Here is a 13,321-nt window from a genome sequence, read left to right on the forward strand (position 1 = left end):
GTCAACATTGATGTTGAATGTCAGTCCGCTATCGCGAGCAAGCTCGCTCCCACAGAGGATCGGTGTGCCTTCGGGCTATTGCCCACTGCTTTTAGTGCTGCAGAATCTTGTTGAGGAAGTGCTGCGTACGCTCGGCGCGGGCGTTGATGTCGCCGAAGAACTCTTCTTTCTTGCAGTCTTCGATGATCTTGCCCTGGTCCATGAAAATCACGCGGTCGGCCACTTTACGGGCGAAGCCCATTTCGTGGGTCACGCACATCATGGTCATGCCTTCGTGGGCCAGTTGCACCATCACGTCGAGCACTTCGTTGACCATTTCCGGGTCCAGCGCCGAGGTCGGTTCGTCGAACAGCATGACGATCGGGTCCATCGCCAGCGCACGGGCAATCGCCACACGCTGTTGCTGACCGCCGGACAGTTGGCCTGGATGCTTGTGGGCGTGGGCCGAGAGACCGACGCGTTCGAGCAGTTGCAGGCCTTTCTTGGTGGCTTCTTCCTTGCTGCGGCCCAAGACCTTGATCTGCGCGATGGTCAGGTTTTCGGTGATGGTCAGGTGCGGGAACAGCTCGAAGTGCTGGAACACCATGCCCACGCGGGAACGCAGTTTCGGCAGGTTGGTCTTCGGGTCGGCGATGGAGGTGCCGTCGACCACGATGTCGCCTTTCTGGAACGGTTCCAGGGCGTTGACGCACTTGATCAGGGTCGACTTGCCGGAACCGGATGGCCCGCACACCACGATCACTTCGCCTTTTTTGACCTCGGTGCTGCAATCAGTCAGTACCTGGAAGTCCCCATACCACTTGTTGATGCTTTTGATAGAGATCATACGGCGAACCTTTTTTGCAGACGCTTGACCAGCTGCGAGGCGGCAAAGCTGATGATGAAGTACACGAGACCCGCGAAAATCAGGAACTCATTGGAGCGGCCAATGATGTCGCCACTGGCGCGCGAAGCATTGAGGAAGTCCACCAGGCCGACGGCGTAGACCAGCGAGGTGTCCTGAAACAGGATGATGCTCTGTTGCAGCAACAGCGGCGTCATCTTGCGGAACGCTTGCGGCAGGATGATCAGGCGCATCATCTGGCTATAGCTCATGCCAAGGGCCTGGGCGGCGCCCATCTGGCCCTTGGGAATCGACTGCACACCGGCGCGGACGATTTCGCAGAAGTACGCCGCTTCGAACATCATGAAGGCCACGATGCACGAGGCGAACGCGCCGATCGGCGTGTCTTCGCCGGTGATCCAGCGCAGCACGAACGGCACCGCCAGGTAGAACCAGGTGATCACCAGCAGCAACGGGATCGAGCGGAAATAGTTGACGTACGCGCCGGCGATGTTCGACAGCAGCTTGCTGTGGGACAGACGCATCAATGCCAGGAGGGTGCCGAGGATGATCCCGCCGACCACGCCCATGGCCATCAGCTTGAGGGTCATGATCATGCCGTTCCACAGGCCCGGCAGGGACGGGATGATGCCCGAGAAGTCGAATTCCATCATTTACCCCCTACGGAGATCAGGCCCGGTACGGCGACTTTCTTCTCGACCAGGCGCATCAGCAACATCAGGCTCATGTTCAGGGTGAAGTAGATCAGCGTTGCCAGGGTAAAGGCTTCGAACAGGTTGGCGGAGAACTCGGCGGTCTGTTTGGTCTGCGCGAGCAATTCCATCAAGCCGATCAGCGAGGCCACGGAGGTGTTCTTGAAGACGTTCAAGAATTCCGAGGTGAGCGGCGGAATGATGATCCGGTAGGCCTGTGGCAGCAGCACGTTCCAGTAGATCTGCGGCAGCTTGAAACCCATGGCGCGGGCCGCGGATTCCTGGCCTTTTGGCAGGGCCTGGATACCGGTGCGCACCTGTTCGCAAACCCGGGCGGTGGTGAACAGGCCCAGGCACACGACGACGCTGAGGAAGGCCGAGGTGGTCGGGTTCAGATCCTGCTTGTACCACTCTTGCAGGTCCGCCGGCAGCAGGTCGGGTACCAGGAAGTACCAGATGAACAGCTGAACCAGCAGCGGCACGTTACGGAAGAGTTCGACGTAGCAGGTGGCGATGCCCGATACGATGCGGTTCGGCACGGTACGCATGACGCCCAGGATCGAGCCCAGTGTCAGGGCGATGATCCAGGCCGCGATGGCGATACCGATGGTCCAGGCCAGACCGGACACGTACCAGTCGAAATAGGTCTCGCTGCCCACGCCGGTGGACTTGAAGAACACGCCCCAGTCCCAGTTGTAATTCATTAGGGTCTCCCCTCAGTTCAATCGATGTACAAGTGCCCGCTTGGGGGAAGCTCCGTTCCCGCCTGACCTTGAGAGTCAGGCACACGCGCTCGGCTCGACAGCCACCGGTTCGAGTGTTTCCAGAAATGCCAGCAGGAAGTGACCACCTCCTGAAAGGGCGAGGGCCCTCTCAGGAGATAAGGTTAGTCAGAAATCAGGATTTCTTGTCGTCAGCCGCTTTATCAGTCGGTTTGGCGATCAGGACCTTGAGTTCTTCGCTCATCGGGAAGTTCAGGTTCAGGCCTTTTGGCGGGATTGGTTGCATGAACCATTTTTCGTAGATCTTGTTGATCTCGCCCGATGCGTAGGTGGCCTTGATGGCGTCATCCACAGCCTTTTTGAACGGCTCGTCGCCTTTGCGCACCATGCAGCCGTAGATTTCGTAGGACTGTGGAGTGCCGGTCACGGCCCAGTCACTGGCCTTCTTGGCCTTGGCAGCTTCACCGGCCAGCAGGGCGTCGTCCATCATGAAGGCCACTGCACGACCGGTTTCCAGCATCTGGAACGACTCGCCGTGGTCTTTGGCGGAGATGACGTTCATGCCCATCTGCTTGTCGGCGTTCATCGCCTTGAGGATGCGCTCGGACGTGGTGCCGGCGGTGGTCACGACGTTCTTGCCTTTCAGATCGTCGAAATCCTTGTACTTGGAGTCTGCCTTGGACAGCAGGCGAGTACCGATTTCGAAGATGCCAACGGAGAAGTCAACTTGCTGCTGACGCTCGACGTTGTTGGTGGTGGAACCGCACTCGAGGTCCACGGTGCCGTTCTGCACCAGCGGGATGCGGGTTTGCGAAGTCACCAGGTTGTATTTGACCTGGAGGTTCGGCATATCCAGGTCTTTTTTGATGGCTTCGACGACTTTCAACTGGATGTCGTGGGAGTAGCCGACCGGTTTGCCGGAAGCGTCTGCAATGTAGGAAAACGGAATGGAAGCGTCGCGATGGCCCAGGGTGATGGTGCCGGAGTCTTTGATCTTCTTCAGGGTGCCGGTGAGTTCGGCGGCGAAAACTGGCGTGCTGATCAGAGCGGCAGCAATGGCTGCGCCCAGGATATGGGGAACGATGCGCATCAAATTTTCCTCGACATTGTTTTTTTTATGGAGCCAGTTCACCGGCCCTTTTGTGCTGCAAAACACCTGAGCGCTACGATGAGTCGGCGCAAAGGACATTCGTCGAAGAAGTGTAGAGCATGACTCGTGCCAGACCAGTGCGAATTGATCAAGTCATTGATTTATAAGTGAATTAAATATTTTTTGCGTTGAGATTTCACTGAGATGATCCGGTTAACCGAACCGACCCGCAGGTCGCGTTCGGAAAACCGAATGGTGGCAGGGTGCTACCCGATCATCAGGTGTACTTGCGCTTGTCGGGAGCCGGCGGGAAGTACTGGTACAACCAGGTTTCACTCAGCGTGCGGTCGTTGGTGCGGATGAACAGGCGCAGCTCGACGGGCTCGACGCTGTCATTGGTCGGGTACCAGTCAAACAGGATGCGGTAGCCCTTGATGTCGTCGAGCTTGAGCACGCTGAAATCCTTGACCTCGCCGTTCGAGCAAGTGACTACCGGCTCGATGCCCGCGCCTTCAGGCAAGCGGTCCAGGCCGCCGCCGGTGAAGTCCACGGCAAAACGACGGGCCCAGACTGGCGGGTAATGCTCGCCTGGCGCCCAGCCTTCGGTGAAGCCGCCCATGCCCGAACGGGTCGCGTTGACCCGTGCCAACGGCGTTCCGACTGGCGGCAATGCGCTCCAGTAGAGCTTGTAGCCGTAGTTCAACGAATCCCCCGCAGCTACCGGTTTCTTCGGCGTCCAGAAGGCGACGATGTTGTCCATGGTTTCTCCGGTGGTCGGGATCTCCAGCAGATCGACCGAGCCTTCGCCCCACGCGGTGGTCGGTTCTACCCACAGGCTCGGGCGGCGGCTGTACCAGTCGACGGTGTCCTGATAACTGGCGAACTCGTGGTCGGTCTGCACCAGGCCGAAGCCCTTCGGGTCGGTATCGGCAAAGGCATTGAATTGCAGGGTCGCCGGGTTGTTCAGCGGGCGGCAGATCCACTCGCCGTTACCGCGCCACATGGCCAGGCGGTCGGAGTCATGGATTTGCGGGTGAATGGTGTCGCACATGCGGCGCTCGTGGGTGCCGCAACTGAACATGCTGGTCATCGGCGCAATGCCCAACTGGTCGATGGCGGTACGGGCGTTGACGTGGGCATCGACCTCCATCACCACGCGCTCGGCCTGGCAGTCGATATCGAAGCGGTAGGCACCGGTGGCGCTCGGCGAGTCGAGCAGGGCGTAGACCACGAAGCGGGTGCTGTCCTTGTTCGGTGTCTCGAACCAGAACTTGGTGAAGTCAGGGAATTCTTCACGCTTCTTGGCGTAGGTGTCGATCGCCAGCCCGCGGGCCGACAAACCGTACTGGCCGGTGGCGTCTACCGCACGGAAGTAACTGGCGCCGAGGAAGGACACGACATCGTGCTTGTCCAGTTCCGGGGCCTTGAACAGCTTGAAGCCGGAGAAACCCAGGTCGCCCTTGAGCTGTGCGGTGTCGACCGTGGTGTTTTCATAGTTGAACAGCGATGGGCGGAAATGCACCTCGCGGGCCATCCGGGTTTTCGGATCGACGCTGTACATGCGCACCGGCTGCTTGAACCCCATGCCGACGTGGAAGAACTGCACGTCCAGCTGGCCCTTGAGCTCTTTCCACAACGAATGATTGCCGTCGTAGCGGATCGCATTGAAGTTCTGCGGCGTCATGGTCGCCAGGGTCGGCGGCAACTGTTGCTTGGTGTCCTGGTAGCGATTGCTGGCGAGCTGTTTGGCCTGGAGCTTCAGCGCCTCGAAATCGAACGCGGTGGCTTCGCCGTCAGCGGTGCCACCGCCGGCGGCCCAGGCCTTGGCGGCCAACAGGCCCGTGGCGGACAAACCGGTGTAGGCCGCGATGGCCATGGAGGCTTTGAGCAAGTTCCTGCGGTGCATAAATACAACCTGTCGTGAACAATCCCGCGCCGTTCCTGGCACGTGCTGGATCAGAAATATCGGTTCGGACATGCCTTCGGCCAAACACAACGGACTTTTACACAGATGCCCGACAGCTTAAACCGTTCGATTGAAGAGCAAAATTGATTGGTGGCACTGCGCCGTCTCAGCAATGAAACAAGACATGTCGGGAAACAATTCCGACAGGGGTTTCTGATTTAGAGGGCATTTCTGCTTTTTTCGACTAATTACTCTAAAAACCGCTTTTCAGCGCCCGGAATATTTCTATTCTGTGCACATGACCGGTTTATGCCCGAAAGACCGGTGCGGTTCAGTCGGCACTATGCGGCTGCTGAAAAGGGGGAGGGCGATGCGGTTTTTTGCAGTTTTCTTTGACGTTTAGAAGGACATCGTCCATGTCGAAAGTACAAGGCATCACCGAAATGTTGGGAATCTTTCCGTGTCTGGCCCTGGGGCGACGAAGACGCCGACTCAATAGCGAGGAAATGAAACTGGTGGAACGCTATCGGGAGCTGTCGGAGAGCGACAGGATCGCGATGAGGTATCTGGTGGATGCGATGAGGAGTGTTTCGAGGTTTTAATAAGGCAAACCAAAGGGATGGACTGTGAAGTCTGTCCCTTTTTTATCAGCTCGATTTTTCCCTTCAGCGGCAAGTGCCAGCGATTGGGAAGGGACGCTGCACCTGCATCAACTCAGGCATGTCTCGCCACTTGATCCAGGCGTGATGTTGGTAATGCAGCAAGGGCACCGAGACTCCGGCCCAATTCAAGGAGCTCAGGCTTGGCAGGTTTTCCACAGGCTCTGATTTCGCATCACGCAACGAGGGTTTGACTTCGTTGCTCAACCACTGGCGCAGGTTGCGGTTTTCCGGGACGAAGTGGTGAACCAGCAAGGCGTACATGCCTGATTCGCTGACCATCAGGGTTTCGATTGTTTTGCCGTCCTTGCGCAGCCAGACGGTGCGACGTTGGTCGGGATCGAGTTTCAGGGTGAGCCGTTCATTCAGGGGTTTGCCCATCAGGCGCCCAAGGTCCTGAACACAGAACCAGGCTTGGTTGTCTTGCATAAAGGCGTGGAGGAAACGGTTGTGGCGGGTGAAGACGGCGGGGATGAAGCAGGAAGGAGTTTCAGTCGGATGTGATGTGTGCTTGTGCATTTCTCGACTCCATGTTGAAGAAAGGAGCCGCCACTAATCCTTCGAAAGATTTGGGTGGCGGACCGTGGGGCGTTCGAAGTCGGAACATTCTCGATCAACATGGAAGCCGAGAGGCCCGCGCCACACGGCCCGCCATAACGCGAAACTGAAAGGCTAAAAAATGCCCCAGCTCATATGGGGGCGCGGATGCGCCATGTTGATATGTTCCGGCTTCGACTCCGGGCCGCTGATTTGGCAGCGACGGAGCAAAGCCTATCGGTCAGGCGCTCGCGGCGCCAAGTCTACTCTGGGGACGCTTGTTGTAGGAATCGAGGGTTTTTCAGGAAGGCTGTATCTGTAGGAATTTCCTGTTTTTGCATCTAGCGAGGTGACATAGCGTTGCGCCCCTGATTTTTCCTATAACTTTTCCGGGTTCAAGAATGGACTGCAGATTTTTCTGCATTGATCGAGTTTCCAGCTAGTGCTTCTTCTATAAAACGCTTGTGGGAGGCGCGAGTTTTTTCAGAAGAGTCCAGCGAAAAAAACGTTCTTTCTACAAGTCAGGGAAGCAAATGCAGACGATCGTTGTCCGTTATCTCGAAACGGTGATCAATAAAACTACCGGAGGATCCAGCCAAGTCGTTCTGGGAACGGAAATTTACGAAGATATCCGTGAAACACTGATTCCAGGGATGCCGCGCTCCAAGCCGGGGACAGCCCCACACCCGGTTTTCCTGACCAAATGCTTCATCAATGACAGCAATCACCTTTGGCGACTCGAATCGATAAAGTCGACCGCCGCCACGGCAATGCGGCCCGCTGTTTTTTCGGTGCTGATTCAAAGACAGGATGTTTCTAAAGAGATTTTTCTGAATCAGACGCTGAAAAAAGACAAAAGCTTGAAGCTACAGAAACTTCTGGGGCGCCAAGGGAAACTGGTCGAAGTGGACTATGGGTTCGTGCAGCGAAGCGCACGCACAGATGCGTCGAGCAAGTCCAACAAGCGGTACATGGACACGCTGCTTGAGGCCGAGATGCATAAGCGCAGGCTTGCTGTCGTTGTGAAGGTGATATCAAAAAATCTTGTTCAGGTTGCCCCTGTGACATCAAGGGCTATTGCCGTCGAAGACAGGTCAGCCTTCAAGCTGGAACAGGCTACCTTGGACAAAATGCCTCGCTACCAAAACAGCGGAAAAGAAAGCTATGTGCTTTGCAGCATGCTTGAGTGCGTTTCGACCCAACGAATTTTGCCTCCAATCAGCTATTTCGGCGACGGGAGGGATACAGGGAGGAGCGTTAAGTACCCTGTTGCGCTGAGTGTCACCGAGAGCAAGTTGCTGAGGTCAGCGCTGATTCACGCCGTGGGAGCCTCCGGTTATGTTCCGTACAACGATTTACTTCAGGCTCAGCTTAAAGCTCAAAAGCTGCAGGAAGTCGTCGACCAACTCAATACAGAGTTGGACATTCGCAATACCGCATTGAGGCAGCTTGTTGCTGTCCAGGAGCTAGCCAAAAGGTGGGCGGCGGAAATGGGGCTTGAGTATGAGGATGAGCTCGAATTTCAACGAAATCTGGATGCTGAAAATGAAGTCGCGGCCACTGTTTTTTAACAAGCAAAACGAATTGACACCGCCTTCATCGGTTAATATCATTGGCTCACATGGCCTGGCAAAGAGAGCAGAACTCTACCCAGGCGACAGGGTTAATACCCTCTTCTGTGAAAGTAAAACCGCCTTTAGGGGCGGTTTTTTTATGTCTGTTCAAATGCTCAATATGTTTTAGCAACCTCAACCCTGCCCGCATCGCTGCGGGCAGCGCGTCCGATCAACGAACTATTACCGACTAACCTTCCACGCATCCCCCGCAGGCGCCTTCCCGTGGTCATACGGCTTGGCGATCCACATGTAGAGCAAACCCAGACCAATCACGATGGCAGTGCTCAGCACCATCGCGTAGTTGATGTACCACGCGGCGTCCGGGGTGCGTGGCCAGGCCATGTTGATGATGGCGCCGACACCATAGACCAGCGCGCCGATGTTCACCGCCCAACCCCAGGCGCCGAGGGTGAATTTGCCGCTCGGTTTCCAGCCCTTCATACGGGCGTACAGGGCCGCGAGCACGATCATCTGGAACGCCAGGTAGATGCCGATTGCCGCGAAGCTGACGATGGTGGCGACCGCGTCTTGCAGGAAGAAGCCGAGGATGATGATCAGTGCCGGCAGGACACCGGACACGAACAGCGCGGCAACTGGAACCTGAGTCGTAGGGGAAATCTTCTTCAGTAGTCGGCTGCCGATGACCATTTCATCACGGGCGTAGGAATACAGCAGACGACTGGCCGCCGCTTGCAGGCTGATCACGCAGGAGATGAAAGAAATCATCACCACACCCATCACTACTTTCGAACCCACCGGACCAAACGCGTTGCTGAGGATGGTGGTGACCGGGTCCTTGTCGGTGCCGTTGATCACCGCTTGCATGTCCGGCACGGCGAGGATCAGCGCCAGGCAGGCGAACATCGCCGCGATCCCGCCGATGTAGATGGTCATGCGCATGGCCACCGGGATTTTCTTGCTCGGGTTCGGGGTTTCTTCGGCCACATCGCCGCAGGCCTCGAAACCGTAATACAGGAACATCCCCGCCAGCGACGCGGTGAGGAAGGCCGGCAGGTACGAGCCGTCGACGCTGATATCGAAGGTGTTGAACAACACGCTGATGGGTTGATGACGCTCGAAAATCAGCAGGTAAACGCCGACGATCACCGCGCCCACCAGTTCGCAGAGGAATCCGAACATGGCGATCCGCGCCAGTACCTTGGTGCCGCTGAGGTTGACCAAGGTGGCGAACAGCGTCAGGAACAGGGCGATGATGATGTTGGTGTTGTTGCTCGGTTCAAAGCCCATCATGGCGGCGAGGTACGGACCGGCACCCACGGCAACCGCCGCGATGGTCACGCACAATGCGATGGAGTAGATCCAGCCGACCATCCACGCCCAGCGCTTGCCCACCAAGCGGCGAGCCCACGGGTACACGCCGCCGGAAATCGGGAATTGCGAAACCACTTCACCGAAGATCAGGCACACCAGCAACTGGCCGCAACCGACCAGCAAGTAAGCCCAGAACATCGGTGGCCCGCCCGCAGCCAGGCACAGGCCGAACAGGGTATAGACCCCGACGACCGGGGACAGGTAGGTGAAGCCCAGGGCGAAGTTTTCCCACAGGCTCATGCTGCGATTGAAGTTGGAGGTGTAACCCAGTTTGCGTAGTTGCTCGGCATCGCTGTCGGCAAGGGCTGGAGAGAGATCGGGTGATGCACTCATGTGTGATTGCTCCGGAAAATCGGCAGATTTCGGATGTCCGAAACCGTGGCGGAGCCTTGGGGGCGCCGCCCGGATCGGTGGTTATTGTTTTGTCTTCTTTGGGGTGGAGCCTGGTGGTGCCGGGTGTCGGTTTCTTCCTTGGAACCGTGGTGACCCATTTCGCGAGCAGGCTCGCTCCCACAGGGGAATGCATTCCAAATGTGGGAGCGAGCCTGCTCCGGGCGGCGATCCGACGAAGCTTTTAGTGCTTGAACATCACATGCCGTACAACGGTGTAGTCCTCCAGCCCGTACATGGACATGTCCTTGCCATAGCCGGACAGTTTCTGACCGCCGTGGGGCATTTCGCTGACCAGCATGAAGTGCGTATTCACCCAGGTGCAGCCGTACTGCAGACGAGCCGACAGGCGATGGGCGCGGCCGACGTCGGCGGTCCACACGGAGGAGGCCAGGCCGTAGTCCGAATCGTTGGCCCAGCCCAGCACTTGCGCTTCGTCGCTGAATTTAGTCACCGAGACCACCGGCCCGAACACTTCACGGCGCACGATTTCGTCGTCCTGCTGCGCATCGGCCAGTACCGTCGGTTCGAAGAAGTAGCCGTTGCCCTCGACAGCCTTGCCGCCAGTGATCAAACGAATGTGCGGCTGGGCGATGGCGCGCTCGACGAAACCGGCCACGCGGTCGCGGTGTTGCGCGGTGATCAGCGGGCCGAGTTCGGTCGACGGATCATCCTGTAAGCCGTACTTGATGCTGCTGACCGCCGCGCCGAGTTTCTCCACGAACTTGTCGTAGATGCCTGCCTGGGCATAGATGCGGCAGGCGGCGGTGCAGTCTTGCCCGGCGTTGTAGAAACCGAAGGTGCGGATGCCTTCGACGGCGGCGTCGATGTCGGCGTCGTCGAAGATGATCACCGGGGCTTTGCCGCCCAACTCCATGTGCATGCGTTTGACGCTGTCGGCGGTGCTGGAAATGATGTTCGAGCCGGTGGCAATCGAACCGGTCAGCGACACCATGCGCACTTTCGGGTGGGTGACCAATGGGCTACCGACGGTAGGACCACGGCCGAACACCAGGTTGAGTACACCGGCCGGGAAAATGTCCGACGCCAGTTCGGCCAGGCGCAGGGCGGTCAGCGGGGTTTGTTCCGACGGCTTGAGCACCACGGTATTACCGGCGGCCAGGGCTGGGGCGATTTTCCAGGCGATCATCATCAGCGGGTAGTTCCACGGCGCGATGGAAGCGATCACGCCCACCGGGTCGCGGCGGATCATCGAGGTGTGGCCGGGCAGGTACTCGCCGCCAGCCGAACCGCTCATGCAGCGGCTGGCGCCGGCGAAGAAACGGAACACGTCGGCAATCGCCGGGATCTCGTCGTTCAGCGCGGCGCTGTAGGGCTTACCGCAGTTGTCCGATTCCAGTTTGGCCAGCTCTTCGCCGTGGGCTTCGATGGCATCGGCGAGTTTGAGCAGCAGCAGCGAGCGCGCTTTCGGCGGGGTATGCGACCAGCTGTCGAACGCGGCGTCGGCGGCGCGTACGGCGGCATCGACCTGGGCTGCGCTGGCTTCGTTGATTTCCACCAGCACACGACCCAGCGCCGGGTTGAACACCGGTTGGGCGGGGCCTTCGCCGTCGAGCAGTTGGCCGTTGATCAAGAGTTTGGTTTGCATGGCTTTGTCCTCACTAACACTTTTATTTTTCTGCTGAAACCTGGCCCCCTGTAGGAGCGAGCCTGCTCGCGATGGACGTGAACGATGACGCGTTCAGTCTGGTTAAGCGCGGTGTGTTTGAGATCATCGCTAGCAAGCTCGCTCCTACAGGGGATCGGGTTCCTCCAGTTATTCGGTTACTTACCGCCACTACCCGCAACGCTCTCACCACCCCGCGTCAGGTAATAGGCGCCGAGAATCGGCAACATGGTCACGATCATCACCAGCATCGCCACTACGTTGGTCACCGGTACGTCCCGTGGGCGGCTGAGCTGGTTGAGCAGCCACAGCGGCAGGGTGCGTTCATGGCCGGCGGTGAAGGTGGTGACGATGATTTCGTCGAACGACAGGGCAAACGCCAGCATGCCGCCGGCCAGCAACGCCGAGCCGAGGTTCGGCAGGATGATGTAGCGGAAGGTCTGCCAGCCATCGGCGCCGAGGTCCATCGAGGCTTCGATCAAACTGTGGGAGGTGCGACGCAAGCGAGCGATGACGTTGTTGTAGACGATCACCACGCAGAAGGTCGCGTGGCCGACGATGATGGTGAACATCCCCGGCTCGATTCCCAATGTCTTGAAGGTCGCCAGCAGCGCGATCCCGGTGATGATCCCCGGCAGGGCAATCGGCAGGATCAGCATCAGCGAGATGCCTTGCTTGCCGAAGAAGTCCCGGCGGTACAGCGCGGCGGACGCCAGTGTGCCAAGGACCATGGCGATCAGGGTGGCAATCGAGGCGATCTGCAACGACAGCTTGATCGCTTCGAGCACGTCCGGCCGAGAGAACGCCACGCCGATCCACTTCCAAGTGAAACCCTTGGGCGGAAAGCTGAACGCCGCGTCTTCGGTGTTGAAGGCGTACAGGAAGATGATCAGGATCGGGAAGTGCAGGAACACTAGCCCGCCCCAGGCTGCGATGCGCAGACCCAATGAAGCCTTTTCAGAGTGCATCGAAGGCCCCCATTCGTTTGACGATGGACAGGTAGATGGCGATCAGCACGATCGGCACCAGGGTGAAGGCGGCAGCCATCGGCATGTTGCCGATCGCGCCTTGCTGGGCGTACACCATGCTGCCGACGAAGTAGCCGGGCGGGCCGACCAGTTGCGGCACGATGAAGTCGCCCAGGGTCAGCGAGAAGGTGAAGATCGAGCCTGCGGCAATGCCCGGGATCGACAGCGGCAGAATCACCTGCATGAAGGTCTGGCGCGGCTTGGCACCGAGGTCGGCGGAGGCTTGCAACAGCGAGGGTGGCAGGCGTTCCAGCGAGGCCTGGATCGGCAGGATCATGAACGGCAGCCAGATGTAGACGAACACCATGAAACGCCCCAGGTGCGAGGTCGACAAGGTACTGCCGCCGACGCCCGGAATGCCCAGCACGAACTGCAGGATCGGTTCCAGCCCCAAATGCTGCACGAACCACTGCGCCACGCCGCCCTTGGCCAGCAGCAGCGTCCAGGCGTAGGCCTTGACGATGTAACTGGCCCACATCGGCATCATCACCGCGATGTAGAAAAACGCCTTGGTCTTGCCGGTGGTGTAGCGCGCCATGTAGTAGGCAATCGGGAACGCGACAATGGCACTGGCGATGGACACCACAACCGCCATGCCCAGGGTGCGCAGGATGATGTCGAAGTTCGACGGCTGGAACAGCGCGGTGAAGTTCGCCAGGGTCAGGTCGGGGGTGACCGCCATGGTGAAGTCGTCGAAGGTGTAGAAGCCTTGCCATAGCAGCGTCAGCAACGAGCCCAGGTAGATCGCGCCGAACCACAGCAGCGGCGGCACCAGCAGCATCGACAGGTACAGGTTCGGCCGGCGATACAACAGGTTGGAAAACCTGCGCAACGGCGAGCCGCCTGACGAGGTTTGAGAAATGGCCAAGGTGCTCATC

General features: G+C 58.6%; 12 protein-coding genes. 2 read left to right on the forward strand and 10 right to left on the reverse strand.

The features are described 5' to 3' along the window. Positions 1 to 91 precede the first annotated feature (91 nt). From AC3IT9_RS05405 to AC3IT9_RS05425, 5 genes are all read right to left on the reverse strand, one after another. Positions 92 to 826, reverse strand: a complete 735-nt coding sequence (locus tag AC3IT9_RS05405; protein ID WP_057716227.1) for an amino acid ABC transporter ATP-binding protein — start codon at positions 824 to 826, stop codon at positions 92 to 94. Further along, positions 823 to 1,494 carry an amino acid ABC transporter permease gene (locus AC3IT9_RS05410; protein ID WP_150757395.1) on the reverse strand — a complete coding sequence of 224 codons (672 nt, stop codon included), beginning with the start codon at positions 1,492 to 1,494 and terminating at the stop codon, positions 823 to 825. Before AC3IT9_RS05410 ends, AC3IT9_RS05405 begins: the two co-directional genes overlap by 4 nt. After that, positions 1,494 to 2,240, reverse strand: a complete 747-nt coding sequence (locus tag AC3IT9_RS05415) for an amino acid ABC transporter permease (protein ID WP_111281261.1) — start codon at positions 2,238 to 2,240, stop codon at positions 1,494 to 1,496. The genes AC3IT9_RS05410 and AC3IT9_RS05415 overlap by 1 nt, the downstream gene beginning before the upstream one ends. Positions 2,241 to 2,433: 193 nt before the next feature. Further along, positions 2,434 to 3,348, reverse strand: a complete 915-nt coding sequence (locus tag AC3IT9_RS05420) for a glutamate/aspartate ABC transporter substrate-binding protein (RefSeq protein WP_489272322.1) — start codon at positions 3,346 to 3,348, stop codon at positions 2,434 to 2,436. 277 nt (positions 3,349 to 3,625) lie between these two features. After that, positions 3,626 to 5,254 carry a glucan biosynthesis protein D gene (locus AC3IT9_RS05425; protein WP_150757271.1) on the reverse strand — a complete coding sequence of 543 codons (1,629 nt, stop codon included), beginning with the start codon at positions 5,252 to 5,254 and terminating at the stop codon, positions 3,626 to 3,628. Between the two features lie 416 nt (positions 5,255 to 5,670). Here AC3IT9_RS05425 and AC3IT9_RS05430 point away from each other — a divergent pair, with 416 nt between their 5' ends. Continuing rightward, positions 5,671 to 5,856 carry a hypothetical protein gene (locus AC3IT9_RS05430; RefSeq protein ID WP_046041279.1) on the forward strand — a complete coding sequence of 62 codons (186 nt, stop codon included), beginning with the start codon at positions 5,671 to 5,673 and terminating at the stop codon, positions 5,854 to 5,856. 63 nt (positions 5,857 to 5,919) lie between these two features. On the opposite strand, the gene AC3IT9_RS05435 is transcribed toward AC3IT9_RS05430, so the two are convergent. Next, positions 5,920 to 6,432 carry a BRO-N domain-containing protein gene (locus AC3IT9_RS05435; protein ID WP_489272325.1) on the reverse strand — a complete coding sequence of 171 codons (513 nt, stop codon included), beginning with the start codon at positions 6,430 to 6,432 and terminating at the stop codon, positions 5,920 to 5,922. A gap of 551 nt (positions 6,433 to 6,983) precedes the next feature. Here AC3IT9_RS05435 and AC3IT9_RS05440 point away from each other — a divergent pair. Then, positions 6,984 to 8,021 (forward strand): hypothetical protein, encoded by a 1,038-nt coding sequence (locus AC3IT9_RS05440; protein ID WP_489272326.1) that lies wholly within the window; start codon positions 6,984 to 6,986, stop codon positions 8,019 to 8,021. 225 nt (positions 8,022 to 8,246) lie between these two features. On the opposite strand, the gene AC3IT9_RS05445 is transcribed toward AC3IT9_RS05440, so the two are convergent. From AC3IT9_RS05445 to AC3IT9_RS05460, 4 genes are all read right to left on the reverse strand, one after another. Next, complete coding sequence (locus tag AC3IT9_RS05445; protein ID WP_489272327.1) at positions 8,247 to 9,731, reverse strand: APC family permease; 1,485 nt, start codon at positions 9,729 to 9,731, stop codon at positions 8,247 to 8,249. A gap of 241 nt (positions 9,732 to 9,972) precedes the next feature. Then, positions 9,973 to 11,397 (reverse strand): gamma-aminobutyraldehyde dehydrogenase, encoded by a 1,425-nt coding sequence (locus AC3IT9_RS05450; RefSeq protein WP_489272329.1) that lies wholly within the window; start codon positions 11,395 to 11,397, stop codon positions 9,973 to 9,975. Between the two features lie 176 nt (positions 11,398 to 11,573). Then, positions 11,574 to 12,383: an ABC transporter permease gene (locus tag AC3IT9_RS05455; RefSeq protein WP_015093712.1), complete on the reverse strand. Its 810-nt coding sequence runs from the start codon at positions 12,381 to 12,383 to the stop codon at positions 11,574 to 11,576. Then, positions 12,373 to 13,320 carry an ABC transporter permease gene (locus AC3IT9_RS05460; RefSeq protein ID WP_489272331.1) on the reverse strand — a complete coding sequence of 316 codons (948 nt, stop codon included), beginning with the start codon at positions 13,318 to 13,320 and terminating at the stop codon, positions 12,373 to 12,375. The genes AC3IT9_RS05455 and AC3IT9_RS05460 overlap by 11 nt, the downstream gene beginning before the upstream one ends. Position 13,321 lies beyond the last annotated feature (1 nt).

Source organism: Pseudomonas sp. KH_046_1, assembly GCF_057839025.1.